Origin of the sequence: Bacillus sp. NPDC057893, from assembly GCF_042796455.1 — a bacterium.
Taxonomy (GTDB): Bacteria; Bacillota; Bacilli; order Bacillales; family Bacillaceae_G; genus Bacillus_A.
On record NZ_JBHVNG010000004.1, the window covers coordinates 76,350 to 91,617 of the forward strand.

Annotated in this window: 17 protein-coding genes, 2 pseudogenes and 1 riboswitch; of the genes and pseudogenes, 12 read left to right on the forward strand and 7 right to left on the reverse strand. The window is 34.9% G+C overall.

The window, feature by feature from the left end; genetic code table 11:
- The first annotated feature begins 69 nt into the window (after positions 1-69).
- The 3 genes and pseudogenes from lepB to ACFVQC_RS18825 all read left to right on the forward strand — a co-directional run bounded on the left by lepB (position 70) and on the right by ACFVQC_RS18825 (position 1,548).
- A complete protein-coding gene (gene lepB, locus ACFVQC_RS18815; RefSeq protein ID WP_377898898.1) occupies positions 70-591 on the forward strand; it encodes a signal peptidase I in 522 nt (173 codons plus the stop codon).
- A gap of 139 nt (positions 592-730) precedes the next feature.
- Positions 731-841: pseudogene (locus tag ACFVQC_RS18820) on the forward strand (NUDIX hydrolase); the annotation flags it as partial.
- A gap of 248 nt (positions 842-1,089) precedes the next feature.
- Complete coding sequence (locus tag ACFVQC_RS18825) at positions 1,090-1,548, forward strand: VOC family protein (RefSeq protein WP_002146884.1); 459 nt, start codon at positions 1,090-1,092, stop codon at positions 1,546-1,548.
- A gap of 180 nt (positions 1,549-1,728) precedes the next feature.
- Here the strand turns inward: ACFVQC_RS18825 and ACFVQC_RS18830 are convergent.
- Positions 1,729-2,493: pseudogene (locus ACFVQC_RS18830) on the reverse strand (class I SAM-dependent methyltransferase).
- A gap of 197 nt (positions 2,494-2,690) precedes the next feature.
- Here ACFVQC_RS18830 and ACFVQC_RS18835 point away from each other — a divergent pair.
- Positions 2,691-3,182, forward strand: a complete 492-nt coding sequence (locus ACFVQC_RS18835; protein WP_377898899.1) for a DUF2716 domain-containing protein — start codon at positions 2,691-2,693, stop codon at positions 3,180-3,182.
- 63 nt (positions 3,183-3,245) lie between these two features.
- Here the strand turns inward: ACFVQC_RS18835 and ACFVQC_RS18840 are convergent, their stop codons facing one another.
- From ACFVQC_RS18840 to ACFVQC_RS18860, 5 genes are all read right to left on the reverse strand, one after another.
- Entirely contained in the window at positions 3,246-4,016 is a 771-nt protein-coding gene (locus tag ACFVQC_RS18840; RefSeq protein WP_377898900.1) for a DNA alkylation repair protein, read from the reverse strand.
- Between the two features lie 33 nt (positions 4,017-4,049).
- Positions 4,050-4,355: an iron-sulfur cluster biosynthesis family protein gene (locus ACFVQC_RS18845; protein ID WP_377898901.1), complete on the reverse strand. Its 306-nt coding sequence runs from the start codon at positions 4,353-4,355 to the stop codon at positions 4,050-4,052.
- A gap of 138 nt (positions 4,356-4,493) precedes the next feature.
- Positions 4,494-5,375: an IS3 family transposase gene (locus ACFVQC_RS18850; protein ID WP_341111275.1), complete on the reverse strand. Its 882-nt coding sequence runs from the start codon at positions 5,373-5,375 to the stop codon at positions 4,494-4,496.
- 8 nt (positions 5,376-5,383) lie between these two features.
- On the reverse strand, positions 5,384-5,680 hold the full coding sequence (locus ACFVQC_RS18855; RefSeq protein WP_215575441.1) for a transposase: 297 nt from the start codon (positions 5,678-5,680) through the stop codon (positions 5,384-5,386).
- 93 nt (positions 5,681-5,773) lie between these two features.
- Complete coding sequence (locus ACFVQC_RS18860; RefSeq protein ID WP_377895855.1) at positions 5,774-7,240, reverse strand: amino acid permease; 1,467 nt, start codon at positions 7,238-7,240, stop codon at positions 5,774-5,776.
- Between the two features lie 112 nt (positions 7,241-7,352).
- A riboswitch (Lysine riboswitch) is annotated at positions 7,353-7,545 on the reverse strand.
- A 386-nt stretch (positions 7,546-7,931) separates the two neighbouring features.
- Between ACFVQC_RS18860 and ACFVQC_RS18865 the strand changes: the two genes are divergently transcribed.
- On the forward strand, positions 7,932-8,381 hold the full coding sequence (locus tag ACFVQC_RS18865; protein WP_377898902.1) for a GNAT family N-acetyltransferase: 450 nt from the start codon (positions 7,932-7,934) through the stop codon (positions 8,379-8,381).
- A 40-nt stretch (positions 8,382-8,421) separates the two neighbouring features.
- Here ACFVQC_RS18865 and ACFVQC_RS18870 read toward each other — a convergent pair whose 3' ends face one another.
- Positions 8,422-9,324, reverse strand: a complete 903-nt coding sequence (locus ACFVQC_RS18870) for a sulfite exporter TauE/SafE family protein (protein WP_377898903.1) — start codon at positions 9,322-9,324, stop codon at positions 8,422-8,424.
- A 356-nt stretch (positions 9,325-9,680) separates the two neighbouring features.
- Between ACFVQC_RS18870 and ACFVQC_RS18875 the strand changes: the two genes are divergently transcribed.
- The 7 genes from ACFVQC_RS18875 to ACFVQC_RS18905 all read left to right on the forward strand — a co-directional run bounded on the left by ACFVQC_RS18875 (position 9,681) and on the right by ACFVQC_RS18905 (position 15,247).
- On the forward strand, positions 9,681-10,478 hold the full coding sequence (locus ACFVQC_RS18875) for a VOC family protein (RefSeq protein WP_377898904.1): 798 nt from the start codon (positions 9,681-9,683) through the stop codon (positions 10,476-10,478).
- Positions 10,479-10,492: 14 nt separating this feature from the next.
- Positions 10,493-11,431: an aminoglycoside phosphotransferase family protein gene (locus ACFVQC_RS18880; RefSeq protein ID WP_377898905.1), complete on the forward strand. Its 939-nt coding sequence runs from the start codon at positions 10,493-10,495 to the stop codon at positions 11,429-11,431.
- Positions 11,432-11,444: 13 nt separating this feature from the next.
- Positions 11,445-12,188 (forward strand): metallophosphoesterase family protein, encoded by a 744-nt coding sequence (locus ACFVQC_RS18885; protein WP_377898906.1) that lies wholly within the window; start codon positions 11,445-11,447, stop codon positions 12,186-12,188.
- A gap of 122 nt (positions 12,189-12,310) precedes the next feature.
- Positions 12,311-12,979 (forward strand): nucleoside/nucleotide kinase family protein, encoded by a 669-nt coding sequence (locus ACFVQC_RS18890; protein ID WP_377898907.1) that lies wholly within the window; start codon positions 12,311-12,313, stop codon positions 12,977-12,979.
- A 194-nt stretch (positions 12,980-13,173) separates the two neighbouring features.
- Positions 13,174-13,716 (forward strand): GrpB family protein, encoded by a 543-nt coding sequence (locus ACFVQC_RS18895; protein ID WP_377898908.1) that lies wholly within the window; start codon positions 13,174-13,176, stop codon positions 13,714-13,716.
- 310 nt (positions 13,717-14,026) lie between these two features.
- On the forward strand, positions 14,027-14,851 hold the full coding sequence (locus tag ACFVQC_RS18900; RefSeq protein ID WP_377898909.1) for a DUF2785 domain-containing protein: 825 nt from the start codon (positions 14,027-14,029) through the stop codon (positions 14,849-14,851).
- Positions 14,852-14,932: 81 nt separating this feature from the next.
- Positions 14,933-15,247: a DUF3892 domain-containing protein gene (locus tag ACFVQC_RS18905; RefSeq protein ID WP_377898910.1), complete on the forward strand. Its 315-nt coding sequence runs from the start codon at positions 14,933-14,935 to the stop codon at positions 15,245-15,247.
- The last annotated feature ends 21 nt before the right edge of the window (positions 15,248-15,268 follow it).

A 15,268-nucleotide genomic window follows, 5' to 3' on the forward strand; every position in this document is an offset into this window, starting at 1 on the left:
CAAATGAAAACATATTGTGCAGTGATATATTTTTGAGTTAAAAAGTGTTTTGATAAGGTGGGAATGGATATGAAAGAGGAGATTAAGAGAGGTTGGGGAAAGTACATACTATTTATATTTGTCCTAGTAGTAACGTACCAGTCTTTCACTTTATGTAAAGTGGAAGGAAAATCAATGCAACCAACTTTACATGAAGAAGACTACGTATTTGTAAATAAAGCCGCTGTACATTTTTCTAGCTTACAGCACGGAGAAATCGTCATTATTAAGGAAGAGGATGGATCGAAATATTATGTGAAGCGTGTGATAGGACTTCCCGGTGACGTAATTAACATAACGAATGGAACTGTATACGTAAATGACAAAAAGCAAGATGAACCTTATATAAATAAAGATTTATATAATAATACACAAGTGTTTTACAATTTTAAAAAGACAAAGATTCCGCCAAATAAGTTATTTGTAATGGGAGACAATCGTGAACACAGTAAGGATAGTCGAAATGGTTTAGGTTATATTGAAGAAGATAACGTTATTGGCAAGGTGGAATTTATATATTATCCTTTTTCGAAAATGAAAATACTAGACTAGTTTAGTATTTTTATTTTTCTCAAAAAACAATCAATGAATTAGATGGACCTTTTAATCCGCAGGTGCTTCTATAAAGAGGATAATAAGTAACGCTTTTATAGTAAGTTAACGGGTTAGGAAATAGAAAGGATATGATGATATGTATAAGTACACAATATGCTTCATTAGAAAAGGGGATAAGATACTCCTTTTAAATAGAAACAAAAAGCCAACAATGGGAATGTGGAATGGCGTTGATGCTACTCCATACCCATCAACTTGAAAATATTAACTATCCCAAGAGTAAAAAACGCTATTCTTTATATTCATACTAAAAGAATAGCGGTTTTTCATTATTTAAATATGATTTCATCTGAATTTAATGGAGATTTCTCCTACAAAGGTAGTAGAATTTTTATTTGAATTTGCTACCTCAGTTAGATTTATCATATTTCAATTTCGATATAATAATAGTAACTACTCAACCCGTAGTTACCAATAAAGAAAGGAATAAGCAGAATGATACGGAACATATACGAAACTCATTTACATGTAAGAGATTTAGAAAAGGCTATAGATTTCTATCAAAATAAGTTGGGGTTAGCATTAGCAAGAAAACTTTCCAAAAGAAAAGTGGCTTTCTTTTGGGTAGGGGAAAGTAAAAAGCAAATGCTTGGACTATGGGAAGTACAAAATATTGAAGATTTTGAGATGAAACACTTTGCTTTTGGTGTAGATTTAGAATTTCTAAAGACTTCTAAATTGTGGTTAGAGAATCGTGGAATAGAAGTGGTAGGAAGCCAGGGAAAAGGAAATCAAGAGCCAATTGTCCAAAGATGGATGCCAGCTGCAAGTGTATACTTTCTGGATTGTGATGGAAATAAATTAGAGTTTATTTCTATGTTACATGATAATCCAGATGAATTAGAATATGCATCCTATTTAAGTGAATGGGATGCGGAACACCAAGAAAAATAAATGAGATTGTATCCCGGAATATTGTTGATTACACAACGTCTATTCTGACAGAAGATGATACGGAAAAACGATATGAAAACCATCTCGTTTCACAATAGGGAAGGACGCGTTAAAATACTAAGAAAAAGCCAAATTCCAATAAAGAATTTGGCTTTTTTGCAAGGAAGGCTAATTCAAGTTTTACTCTACATAATTCGCTTTTATAATAAAACGATGTTGCTTCACATCAAAATACCCTTTTTGCAAGATGATTTCATGTATGCGATATAATTCCTCATTATAGCTATCTACTGTAAAATCAGGAATTTGCCACGGAATTGCTTTTAAGTAATAGACAACAGCACCGACATCATAAAAACGTTGAAGAGGGAACTCTTCCTTCGCTTTTAAAATTGTAAATCCACTTTGCTTTAATTCACTACATGCTGTTTCCAGTGACCAATTTGCAAATTCTGAATTAAGCGGTGCACCAAACAGCTCATTAAGATCAGCGCAATCAAGACCACCGACTTGTTGTGTAAGAAATGTTCCATTGGTGGAAAGAATTCTTTGCACTTCAGAAGCAGCATAGAATTCATGTTGATTCACAATTAAATCAAACTGACCATTTTGAAATGGTAAAGCAGTATCATCAGTCACTTCTACGATTGTAACCCCTAAAGGTTCTAATTTCTTCCGTGCAATTGGTACATTCGGAGCGTAGCCCTCAGTCGCATAAATAGTTGGTGGGAATGATTGTAACATAGATAAAAACTCTCCGCCGCCAGTTCCCATATCTAGCATTGATTTTGCACGTTGCATAAGCTGGAAAGCAGTACTACCATATGACCATGATAAAGGCTCGCTCTTCAATCGGCCAGTTTCTGAAATGAAAGAAAAATCTCAGCCGCTAAAGTTTGTCTTTGCACTTTCTAATAAAGTTAAAAATAATGGATCACGTTTCATAATTGTATCCTCCTATTTCGTTAATGAATGATATAGTAAGAAAAGAGAAAGGGAGGACCTCTTATTAAAATGAAGCGGTTTTACGTTTCGTGTTCAAATAGATTCATACAAATTCGCTCCTTGCGAGAATGATTATTTATATATTCGGGATAATCGAGTGGAAATCCTTCGAAATGATAAGGAAAGGCAGTTGTTTAATGAAAAATTGGATGGAGTTTACAGACAAAGAGTACGACCAAATTTGGGACAGGATATATAGTGAGCTTAAGTTTTCGCCAAGTGATTCTGTATTTCCATCTTTTAAGGTGCCAAGTCCTTTTGTTACATATGATATATCTCATTACTTCGGAGAATCGGTAGATTTAAATGCATATGACGATCTGGAAGATAAAGCGGTACAAGTTTTTAAAGAAAATACAGCATTGAATGAATATATAATGGTACTTGATTGGCAACATGAATGTTATTGGGTGAATCCACACTTAGAGTTTGAAAGAAATGAATTTGATGAGTGGACTATCCCGATTTTTCCAAATGGAGATTATTATTTCTTTATTCAGAAGGATTTTAAGTGGGGCTATTTAGGTCATCCTTGGGAAAAGAGTATAACGATATTTGGAAAAGAACTAATAGAGAGCTTTGAACAAAGTAAGCCAGAAATGTTTCAAAATATATTAAGGCAGGGATAATGTTTTAAAGAGAAAAACGCTTATACTTCATTTTTGAAGCATAAGCGTTTTTGTTTAAAATACTTAAAAACAAAAATCTTTTGGTAAAGTGCCATTTTTTATCATCGTTCTTAATCCATGTTTCATAATCCAAGGGTTAACAGGATGGTTTTTATCGAGTAATTGTTGCAACCATTGAAAAACGAGTTCGTTATCTTCTTTCGTAATATCATTAATGTGATTGGCTACAGATTTTTGAACATACTTAGAAGGATCATTCATTAATGGCTCAAGAAGCTTTAAATTATTTCTGTAGTCACCTTTCAAAGCTCCTATTTTTTTTGCCCAAGGAAGTCTTGGTCTAGTACCTTCTGAAGCTAATCGCCTAATGTGGCTGTTTTCGTCACGTAACCACTGTTGCAATATGTCCAAGGTTTCTTCATGATATTTTTCAAGATAAGGACGAATGGCATATTCAGCAGTATTTCTTTTTGTTATTTCATACATTGCGTTGAATGAGGAGTCAAAATCGTTAAGTCCATATTTTTCAACGTATTTTGCGATAGGCATGTACATGTATCCGTTTGTAAATGTGCCTACTTCTGTTGTGTTTTCTGGTCCCAATGTTTTCAGTAATATATGTATTGCTTCACTAAAATCTTTTTGTAATTCATTGTGTAATTCATCTGCTATTACTTCGACACGTTGCTTTAACTCTAAATTTTCAACTTTACATGTTACGGAATCTACAAAATTTTTTTTAGAGAAATTAGAATCATGTTGAGAAATAGAATCAGCCATTTTTTCTGCTAATTCTTCGTTGAATAAAAATTTTAACGGAACATATTTCCCCATTTTTTCACCTCAGTGGTCAGTTAAAAACAATTGTTATTTTTTAATCGACAACCCATACACCAACGTCTCACTTGGAGTCGTAATACTAAAACCAGTCGTTTTATAATCAAGTTTTAACGTACCACCAGTGTAGTCTTTCGTGAATGAGTCCATTTGTACAATAAGCTGTTCATCTTCATATACAACATCATCCGCATTATATGTATCCAAAATTAAATCAACATCAACAAAAATGCTGCAAGAGTTTGTCATTGTACCTCTAATACGAATGATCTTTTTGTCTTCACGTTCTAGTCTATGTATAGCTGCTTTTGCTTCATCAGTAATACGAATGTTCATGTAATCCCAACCTTTATTTATATTTCCTCTATTATTGCAAAAACAGGAGAAATAGGGAAGGGAGAAGCATTGCATTAAAAAAACGAGCAAACAATTTGCAGTGACCCCTGTCAAGTAGACAGTATTTAAAAAGCGCAACTAAGCAACCTGAGTTCTATATTTATATGGACTCAGGTTATTTAATTTCTTTTGAAATCTTTGATGATTATAAAAGTGCATATATTTACGCACGGCAAGTTTGACCTCATTCGCTTTATGGAAGGAGTGTAAATGAAAACACTCTGCCTTAAAGTGACTGAAGAAGTTTTCCATACAAGCATTATCCCAACAGTTGCCTCTTCGAGACATACTTGCCTTCATCTGATATTTTTTAAGTAATTGATTATATTGACGAGATGTATACTGGGACCCTTGATCACTATGTAAGAGGATTCCCTTCACATTTCGTTTTTTCTTTGCCTTTTTCAGTGTATCTAACACAAGTTTCAAGTCGTTTCTACGACTGGTTTCATAGGCAACAATTTCATTATTGTATAAATCCTTAATAGCGGATAAGTACAAGCGCTGTCCATTGAAAATCAAATAGGTAATATCGGTTACCCATTTCTCATTCGGTTTTGAAGCTTGAAACTCCCTATTTAGATGGTTCTCTGAAATCACATAAGCTTCTTTTTTTCCGTAATAAGGTCGTTTTTTCCTAATTACGGCTTTGATACCTAGTTCACTCATCAATCTTTGGATGCGCTTATGATTCAAATAAAGGTTATATGTGGCTTTCAGCCACACTTGTATTCTTCTATATCCATAAATTCCTCTTAATTTTTTATGACACGCCAATATCTTTTTCTTAATTTCGATATCCTCTGATTGTTTTTTTGAAGGCGTCGTATGCCGTTTTATCCATTTGTAGTACCCACTTCTGGTTACACCAGCAATATCGCATAGAATGGTCACTGTATAACCTGTTTTTGTCATTTCATGGATGACTTCGAATTTTTTCGTTTTGGATACGACTTTCATTCCTCCTTTTACATCCCTAAGAGCTTTTTTAACATTTCATTTTCCGCTTCTAATCGTCTGATCTTAGCTTCTGGATCTTCGGGTCTAACCCTTGGTCTACCTAACCCTGGTCCTTTCGCTTTACCGCGTTTTTCTTCTAGTCCTTTGATTCCTTCAGCTTCAAAGTGTTTCACCCAACGACTTACAACCGAGTGATGAATACCTAATTCTTTCGCAATGTTTTTATAACTCATGCCTTCTTTTAAGTATAAATCTATAGCTTGTTTCTTAAATTCTACATCGTAAGTGACTCTAATTTTTCCCATAAAAAAATCCCCTCCATAGTAAACAGGTTAATGTGCTTTCTTTTTCCTGTCTACTATAAGGGGATCATATCAATTTTGTTTGCTCGTTTTACTTTATTTCAGTTCACATTTATCAAGTGGAATGACTTTCGTTTTCTTAGTAAATTTATAGCCTAACCATAGTACTAAGAAGAGTGGTAAACCGATGTAAGAAACGAGTACACCGTTCCAGTCGATAGATGCTCCTGTAAATGCTCCGTAGTTTTGGCCTAAAATAACGATAACACAAAGTGCAAATGCAAAGATTGGACCGAACGGGAACCATTTCGCTTGATATGGTAAATCTTTCAAATCTTTCCCTTGTGCAATATAGGCTTTTCGGAAACGGTAATGACTAATAGCAATCCCTACCCAAGCAATAAATCCTGACATCCCAGAAGCATTTAATAACCAAATGTATACAACACCGTCACCGAATAAAGAAGCGATGAAAGCGACGCTACCAACTACTGATGTTGCGATTAATGCGTTAACAGGTACACCGCGGCTATCTAATTTTCCTAAGAACTTTGGTGCTTTTCCTTGGCGAGCTAAATCCCAAAGCATACGAGTTGATGCGTACATTCCAGAGTTACCAGCAGATAAAACTGCCGTTAAAATAACAGCGTTCATAACAGAAGCAGCGAAGGCAACGCCCGCTTTTTCAAATACTAGTGTAAATGGACTTACTGTAACATCACTTGCTGCAAGGCTATCAGTCGTATAAGGAATTAATAAACCGATAACGAGAATTGCTAAAATATAGAATAATATAATGCGCCAAAAGATAGAACGAATTGCTTTTGGAATATTGCGTTCTGGATCAGCAGTTTCACCAGCAGCTACTCCTAATAATTCAGTTCCTTGGAATGAGAAACCAGCAGCCATAAATACACCGATAATTGCCATGATGCCGCCATTAAATGGTGCATCTGCAACAGTGAAGTTTTTAAAGCCGACAGCTTCGCCGCCCATAATTCCAAAAATCATCATAAAACCGACAATTAAAAAGATAATAATAGTAACTACTTTAATAAGTGCGAACCAATATTCAGATTCACCAAAACCTTTAACAGATAAATAGTTTAAGAGAAAAATAATAGCTAAACAAAGTCCACTCCAAATAAGAGAAGGGGTATCTGGGAACCAAAATTTCATAATTAATGTTACGGCCGCTAGTTCAGCTGCAATCGTAATCGCCCAGTTATACCAATAGTTCCATCCAAGTGCAAAGCCAAGTGATGGATCAACAAATTTTGTTGCATAAGTGCTAAAAGATCCAGTAACAGGCATGTAAGCTGCGAGTTCTGCTAAGCTTGTCATTAAAAAATAAACCATAATTCCGATTGCAGCGTATGCGATTAGTGCACCGCCAGGACCAGCTGAATGGATTACACCACCGCTGGCAAGAAATAGTCCGGTACCGATTGTACCACCGAGAGAAATCATCGTAAGGTGACGAGATTTTAATCCGCGTTTTAATTCACCTTGTCCTTGTGTAGTTTGCGTTTTAGAGGTAGATTGATTTGTTGCGCTATTCATGTTCAACACTCCTTTTCTTGTAGGTTAGGAAGGAGCGGGGGAGAAAAATACAAAAAACCGCCAAAAGAATTAGGCGGAACGTTTCACAAATAACCACCCCATCATACCCTTCCGTTAAGATAGCACACCACGTTTACACGGTAATTTTGTAAACGTGACAGTTCTGTTCCTTTCGGAGACAGCCCCAGCTCATATTTCCAGAGATGAAATATAAACTTCGGCAACTTTTCCTTTCAAACGGAGTCGGTGACATTCTCTGTGTCTCGGCCGTTCTACTCTTAAAAGTTGCAACCTCTACCTCATCGGATTGATGAGGATTTATATATTGCTAAGATTTTTAATATATGGCAATTGTAATGACTTTCTGAATATATTGCAAGGAATTTTGTTAGGAAAAGTCAAAAAATATCGGTTATTGTATAGGAAACGCTTGCAAAACTCCACCCGAACCTACTGTTATGTAACAATAAATAAAGAAAAAACTGTTATACAAAAGTTTCGCAAAAAATAATGAAAAACCCTTTAAAATTAAAAGAAAATTCAGATTATATAATTCGACATAAATATCAAAAGGGATTAGTTTTTTATTTTGTTTCAAAGAATAAACATATGCGCACGCGAAAAAAGAATGAATATTCTATATATTTATAGTAGAATTGTAGTATTGTTTAATTGAAAAGGGGACATCGTTATGAAATTAGAAACTGAAAGATTACATATTATCCCATGTGCGGAAGAATGGGTTCAAATTGCGAATAATCAAGGATACAATAGTGGCCCGCATATTTTAGGGCATATAGAAAATGTGAAACGAGATGCGGCTTTATTACCGTGGGGCGCGTGGTATGTTATTCGGAAAGAGGATGATGTTGTTCTAGGTGATATAGGATTTAAAGGGAAACCGAACGAGCACCATACAGTAGAAATTGGTTACGGATTTATTGAGAAATATTGGAATAAAGGGTATGCAACAGAAGCAGTTAGTGAATTAATGAAATGGGCTTTTCAAACAGGAGAAGTGGAAACGATTATAGCGGAGACACTCCTTGATAACTATAGCTCTATTCGTGTATTAGAGAAATTACATATGAAAAGAGTAAATAGTACTGAAGCAATGATAAATTGGAAGATTGAAAAATAAAGAATACCGCTCGAAGTAAATCGGGCGGTATTTTACTTAATTATGGTAGCATTTGTTTGTGATCAGTCGGATAGCTATTCGCCTCTTGTTTCGAATACGTTGAATGGTTACGGACAGAAATGAAAATAGAAATAATAACGATAAGACCAACAGCAACATAAGAAAGTGTAATAATAGTTGGATCAACTTTAAATGATGTAAGTAATGTACGTATATTCGTAAAGATAATAAGTCCGCCAACGAGTACGCCAAGTAAATGCGAAGGAACGATGCGTACTAACCACGCGGCGATTGGTGCGGCAACAATACCACCGAGCATTAGGGCAAATACCCAAACCCAGCTTATTTGTTCCCAACCAAGTGAGATGAAAAAGCCAATTGTTGCAGCGAGTGAAACAGGAAATTCGCTCGTATCTACAGATCCAATAACCTTTCTAGCATCATTTCCTTTTGCAAGAAGAACAGGTGTCGTAATAGGTCCCCAGCCACCACCGCCAGTTGAATCAACGAATCCTGCGAACAGACCGAGCGGTACAAGTTGTTTAGCAGACATACGCTTATTTGAAGAAACAATTTGTTTTTGAATGATGAATCGTAATAAAATATAAACTCCTAAAGTAAATAAAAATAAGGAAATGTACGGTTTAATTACATCGCCAGGTAAATTACTTAAAAAACATGCTCCAACAAATGCACCAATTGCTCCAGGCAATGTAAGCCTGGAAACTGTATATTTATCAACGTTTCCAAATCGTATATGAGATGCACCAGAAGCCGCAGTTGTAACGACTTCAGCTAAATGAACCGATGCAGATGCAACAGCCGGTGCGATACCAAACATTAATAATAAAGAGGAAGACGTTCCCCCGTACGCCATACCAAGTGCGCCATCAATCAATTGAGCGAAAAATCCAATAATAGCAAAGACAATTAATTTTTGCATAAATAATCCCCCTGTAATAATAAAGTGAAACTTTAATCAGTGGGGGTTTTCTTCATCCCCCACTGATTATTAGTTGAACCAATCGGGCATTTACGGGCAGTTGATCCCCACCTAACTTCTTTGCTTTCGCTGAATTTTTAGGTGGGGGTCTTACTGCCTGTTAATGCGGGATAAATAAAAAGGCACTTTTCCCGTATGAGAAAAGTGCCTTTGGTTTTTCCAATCAGCAATATTTAAATTTGTTTTATTATAATACATATTAATCGTATAAATCAACTAGGTTTTATTTTTTTTGAATTGAATGAAATAAAAAGAAAATATACAATAAAAGGATGGAGAGAAAGGGGAGAAAGAAAATGTTAACATTTGATCATCTCGTTCACGCAGTTCATTGTACGCCTGAGGAGGCGACAAAACAAATGCAGGCACTAGGTTTTCATACTGCATTAGGCGGTGAGCATACAAACTGGGGTACTTGGAATAGTTTATGTTATTTTGATTTATCATATATAGAATTTTTAGCAGTTCAGCATGAAGAAAAAGCGAAGGAAGCAGAAAATCCATTAGTACAAGAAACAGTGGTGAAATTACAAAATGGAGAAGGAATGCTACAAATCGCAATTCGAACAAATGAAATTGAAGAACTAGCAGATAAATTAAGCAAACATGACTTACAAACGATAGGGCCATTTGAAGGGAAACGTATGAGAAAAGATGGTCGCCTTTTAGAATGGAAAATGTTATTTGTAAAGCAGGAAGAGGACGGACCGAAATTACCTTTCTTTATACAGTGGAATGAAACGGACGAAGAAAGAAGAAACGATTTACGTAAAACAGGAACAACTACGGAGCATAAAAACAAAGTACAACAAATTGAAACGATTCATTATGCGGTGAAAAATGTTCGGGAAACAGTTCGGAAATGGAAAGAAGTAATGGGGCTAACTGCAAGCTCAGTCGTAAAAAATGAGAAATGGAATGCTGAGTGTCAAAGTGTATCATTTGGCGACATTCATGTGCAGTTTTGTGAACCACTTGGAGAAGGGCTAGTGCAAGAACGCCTAAAGAACCAGGGTGAATATCCTTTTGCAGTGGAGTTTAAAGGGGACAATAAACGAGAGCATGAAGTGTTAGGTAGTTTGTACGTATATTGATAGAGGTGAGTTTTATGGAAGAAATGTTAAGAGAGATAGAAAGAAAACTAGAGTGGTCACGTATTGTAAAATGTACAGCTATTACAAAAGGTTTTTCACATGAAGAGAAGTATAAAATTGACCTAGAGAATCGAGAAACTTATTTTGTAAAAGTGTGTGATTCTTCTAATTATGAACGAAAACAAGAAGAATATATGTATATGAAACAATTGGAGTTATTACATATTCCAACGCCGAAGTTAATTCATTTCATAAAACTTGAGGAATTAAATAAATGTGTTCAAGTATTTGAATGGATTGAAGGGATAAATGGTGAAGAGAGCCTAAGTAAGCTATCGGTGGAAGAACAGTATAATGCAGGAAGAAAAGCAGGAGAAATATTAAAGAAGATTCACTCGATAGAAAGAGAAAGTGCGAGCGATAAATGGGAAACATTACGATGGAATAAATACGAAAGATACATAGATGCATTAGCAGACTTTGAGGTAGACTTTCTTGATATGAAGCCAGTATCAACCTTTGTAGAGGATCATAAAGACTTATTGAAAAATCGTCCTATCACATTTTTACACGATGATTACCACCCAGCAAATAGTATGATTCACAATAAGGAGTTTATTGTTATCGATTTTGGTGGATATGATTTTGGCGATCCAATACATGATTTTTATAATGTAGCGATTTTTACTACAAGAATAAGCAAACCATTTGCGGTTGGTCAAGTTCACGGTTATTGCGGAGGTGAACCGTCACTCCATTTTTGGAAACTGTATTCATTATATGCAGCGATGACATTCCCAGCGGATATCGTATGGACAAACCGAAGCACGCCACACTTAGTAGAGGATATGAAAGAAAGATTGAACCGAATTATAGAAGATCATAATCATTTTTCATCTTATATTCCAAAATGGTATCAATCACAACATGTGGATATAATAAACAATAAATAATGGAGGGATTCATTTGGATAAAATTGCGGTAATTTCAGATATACATGGTAATATTCCAGCATTAGAATCTGCGCTGGAAGATATTAAATTAAGAGGAATCGATCGCATTATTTGTCTTGGAGATTTAGTAGGAAAAGGCCCTCATTCTAGCGAAGTAATTGAAATTGTTCGTAAAGAATGTGAAGAAGTCGTAATGGGAAACTGGGATGATTTCATTACAAAACCGACTGAATTTGAAGCGTTAAAATGGCATCAAAAACAACTGTCAGAAGAACAAAATGAATATTTAAGAAGTTTGCCATTTTCAATCGAATTTTTTATGAGCGGAAAACTCATTCGTATGTTCCACGCTTCACCGAGAAGTTTATATGAAAGAGTTCAACCACACGCTTCAAGAGAAGAGCGTGTTAGTATGTTCGAAAATAGTGATTTGACAGAGAATATAGAAGGAGAAAGAAAACCAGATATCGTTTGCTACGGTGACGTTCATCAAGCATACATTCAAAATTTTAGGGGGAAAACGTTATGTAATGCTGGTAGCGTAGGAAATCCACTTGAAATTACACAAGCTTCCTATTTAATTTTTGAAGGAACATACAATGAAAAAGAAGCAGCGAGCTTTTCCATTCAACTCGTACGAGTACCATATGATATTGAATTAGCCATCCGATTAGCAGAAGAGCTCGATATGCCAGAAATTGAGGAATACAAGCAGGAGTTACGAACTGCTTTGTATAGAGGGTTTAAAGGGAAGTAAGGAAAATATAAAACAAAAAAATATATCAACGATTTTTCAAATACATCGACTTACTGACAAACAGCGACGAAGTTTATTCAATATAATTATATTATGTAAACAGAGTTGTGGGAGGGAATGTCATGCGCCGAAAACAACGCATTAAAAAAATTGCAGATCATATTTTAACTTTAAATTTAGCACATCCAATAAGAGTTGGAGTAAGCGGTATTACGGCATCAGGAAAGACAACATTTGCTAACGAACTAGCAGAAGAACTTAAAAATCGTGGAGAGCAAGTAACACGCGCTAGTATTGACGATTTTCATAATCCGAGAGCAATTCGATACGCGCAAGGAAAAGAATCCGCAAGAGGGTATTATGAAGATGCACATGATTATACAGCTTTCAAAGAAAGGTTATTAAAGCCTTTAGGGTCTAACGGAAATTTACAATATGAAACGATTTCTCATAATTTAAAAATGGACATCCCTGTACAAAATGTGCCGCTAGTGGCCTTGCAAAATATGGTGTTAATAGTAGATGGAACATTTCTATTGAAAAAAGACGTTGAGCATTTATTTGATTATAAAATTTTTGTAGATACAGATTTCGAGATTGCGAGAAATCGTGGTGCAAAGCGAGAGACAGAAGCTTTTGGGAGTTATGAAGAAGCAGAGAAGATGTTTTTGAACAGGTATCATGCGGCTTCTAAGATGTATATAGACGAGCATAATCCGAAAGATTGTGCGGACGTTGTATTTCAGAATAGTAAACTTGATGATCCGGAAGTTGTATTTAAAGAAATATAAAATCTTTTATATAGCAGAATAAAAAGGGTTTAGCAATCTATGCTTCAAACTCTACCAAATATAGATGTAATAAAAATTATTGCAATTTTGAATGAGTTAAAATAATGAACTGAAATACTTTATCTCTATAAACATGAAACATGAAATTTAAAAATGAAAAATAGTGTTATAATTTGTGAAAGGAGATGTTTTGGATGGATAAAAAAGATAATCCAAACGATTGGCCTTTATGGGCGAATGAGTCAGTAGAGATAGTTCATGCAAATCCTGATTGGCAAGATAAAGGGAGATGTGAAGAACAGCAACTTTATGAACTGCTTGCTCCTATCGGTATAAGCAAGGTAATACATATAGGAAGTACATCCATACCTGGTTTACCTGCAAAACCTATAATTGATCTAATGGCTGAAACAGACTCATTTGATAGAGTGCTAGATATTTCAACTAAATTGGCTATATATGATTGGCATTATGTAAGCCCAGAATTAGATGAAAGACCTTGGAGAAGGTTCTTTGTGAAAGTTAAGAATAATAGGCGTGTAGCTCATCTGCATTTGATGGTTAAAGGAACTGAGCGATGGGAGCAACAACTTTTATTTCGTAACCGTTTACAAGAAAATCCGCAATTAGTTTATGATTATTCAAATCTTAAGCAAGAGTTAGCTAAAAGATTTAACCAAGATAGAGAAGCATATACAAAAGCTAAAACAGAATTTATTAAACAGGTTCTAAAATGATTACAATTTTGATTGTAACTGCGTTTGAATACAAATGAAAAAACTATACTTTATTTTATAACCTAAAATTATATAAAATGCATGTAAACAAAGTGAGAGACTTCGGTGTTCCAATGTATTTGTACTATGCCAATACTTATATTATATGTATTTCCTTTTATTTCTTGGGAGAAATTTTATATAATTGAATCAATTTCATAGAAGGATAGGTACTAAAACTATATTAAAAATCGGCTTGATTTTATGAAAATAATTACAGGGGATAAGGCAAAAATAGGTTAAAAAACGTAAAAAGGGGACAAGAAATATAATGAATGAAGTACTAGAATTAAAAGAAGAGCTACAACAAATTAAAAATAATAATTATGCTGTACCAGAGGATGTAGACGCATATCCATATGCGCAGTGGATGCTAGATTATATCGGATCACCAGATGCTGAATTACGTGATGAACTAATTTATAGTACGCTTCACACATGGATTACAAATGATGTATTTAGACAAAAAGAATTACGAGGATTAATGTTACAAGCGATTAGTCCTGATTATTTATTTTATAAAATTGGTGAAAAGGGAACAGACTCTGTTTTTAAACGTGCGTTTTCCGTATTAATTCCGCCACTTATTTTATCTGTTCATGAAAGAGAACCGCTGTTATCTGAAGAACAACTGTACAGTGTAGCAGAACAAGTTCTGGAATATGTCTATTTAGAAGAAGATATAAGGGGTTACGTAGAAGGAAAAGGTTGGGCACATTCTACTGCACATGCGGCAGATGCACTAGATGCTTTAGCACGTACAATACAAAATCGTGAGTTTTCATATGCAATACTAGCTGCTGTTCGTCAAAAAGTTCGTATGAATGACTACGTATACATACATTTTGAGGATGAGAGATTAGTAACACCAATTATGTCGTTACGTAATCAAAACCTTTTAACAGAAGAAGAGTGGAGCAACTGGCTACATAGTATAGCAATTGTTGAAGACATCCGTCATCCTCAGCATGCTGTTTTAGTACAAAATATTAGATCTTTCCTAAGAAGTTTATATTTCATAGCTCTAGAGAAAGAGGGAAACACTGCCTTTACAGACGATATATTAGAGACTTTGAAGGAATCGCGTAGGTATTAAAAATATATCCAAATTAAGAGTAAAATACATAAAACCAATCCCTTCCAAACATACTAATAAAATGTTTTGGAGGTGAGTTTTATGGATAAAAAAGACTTTGAAAAAGTTTATAATGATTATTTACATCAAGGAGAAGAGCAAGCTCAATTTGAAGTAGACCATGAAGTCAATTCAGGAGCAGAACAAATTGTTGCCGTTCGTAAAAATGATGATGGCGATTTGATTGCTTTTAAAACAAGCGGCGGAAGAGAATTAGATTATATTACTGCTCTTGATGAAGCGAAATCAGGGAAGTTAGCTCATGTAGACGTATTTCATAAGTATGATAGGGATATTATACGTAGTGAACCGGATGGTATAAAGGAAAATAACTTAGATAATTTACCGTCTTTTTAAACGGATAAACCTCAAGAAGAG

What these genes read in the sequence shown, in the direction of transcription:
- lepB (WP_377898898.1), top strand. Translation starts at nt 70, where the DNA reads ATGAAAGAGGAGATTAAGAGAGGTTGGGGAAAGTACATACTATTTATA.
- ACFVQC_RS18825 (WP_002146884.1), top strand. Translation starts at nt 1,090, where the DNA reads ATGATACGGAACATATACGAAACTCATTTACATGTAAGAGATTTAGAA.
- ACFVQC_RS18835 (WP_377898899.1), top strand. Translation starts at nt 2,691, where the DNA reads ATGAAAAATTGGATGGAGTTTACAGACAAAGAGTACGACCAAATTTGG.
- ACFVQC_RS18840 (WP_377898900.1), bottom strand. Translation starts at nt 4,016, where the DNA reads ATGGGGAAATATGTTCCGTTAAAATTTTTATTCAACGAAGAATTAGCA.
- ACFVQC_RS18845 (WP_377898901.1), bottom strand. Translation starts at nt 4,355, where the DNA reads ATGAACATTCGTATTACTGATGAAGCAAAAGCAGCTATACATAGACTA.
- ACFVQC_RS18850 (WP_341111275.1), bottom strand. Translation starts at nt 5,375, where the DNA reads ATGAAAGTCGTATCCAAAACGAAAAAATTCGAAGTCATCCATGAAATG.
- ACFVQC_RS18855 (WP_215575441.1), bottom strand. Translation starts at nt 5,680, where the DNA reads ATGGGAAAAATTAGAGTCACTTACGATGTAGAATTTAAGAAACAAGCT.
- ACFVQC_RS18860 (WP_377895855.1), bottom strand. Translation starts at nt 7,240, where the DNA reads ATGAATAGCGCAACAAATCAATCTACCTCTAAAACGCAAACTACACAA.
- ACFVQC_RS18865 (WP_377898902.1), top strand. Translation starts at nt 7,932, where the DNA reads ATGAAATTAGAAACTGAAAGATTACATATTATCCCATGTGCGGAAGAA.
- ACFVQC_RS18870 (WP_377898903.1), bottom strand. Translation starts at nt 9,324, where the DNA reads ATGCAAAAATTAATTGTCTTTGCTATTATTGGATTTTTCGCTCAATTG.
- ACFVQC_RS18875 (WP_377898904.1), top strand. Translation starts at nt 9,681, where the DNA reads ATGTTAACATTTGATCATCTCGTTCACGCAGTTCATTGTACGCCTGAG.
- ACFVQC_RS18880 (WP_377898905.1), top strand. Translation starts at nt 10,493, where the DNA reads ATGGAAGAAATGTTAAGAGAGATAGAAAGAAAACTAGAGTGGTCACGT.
- ACFVQC_RS18890 (WP_377898907.1), top strand. Translation starts at nt 12,311, where the DNA reads ATGCGCCGAAAACAACGCATTAAAAAAATTGCAGATCATATTTTAACT.
- ACFVQC_RS18895 (WP_377898908.1), top strand. Translation starts at nt 13,174, where the DNA reads ATGGATAAAAAAGATAATCCAAACGATTGGCCTTTATGGGCGAATGAG.
- ACFVQC_RS18900 (WP_377898909.1), top strand. Translation starts at nt 14,027, where the DNA reads ATGAATGAAGTACTAGAATTAAAAGAAGAGCTACAACAAATTAAAAAT.
- ACFVQC_RS18905 (WP_377898910.1), top strand. Translation starts at nt 14,933, where the DNA reads ATGGATAAAAAAGACTTTGAAAAAGTTTATAATGATTATTTACATCAA.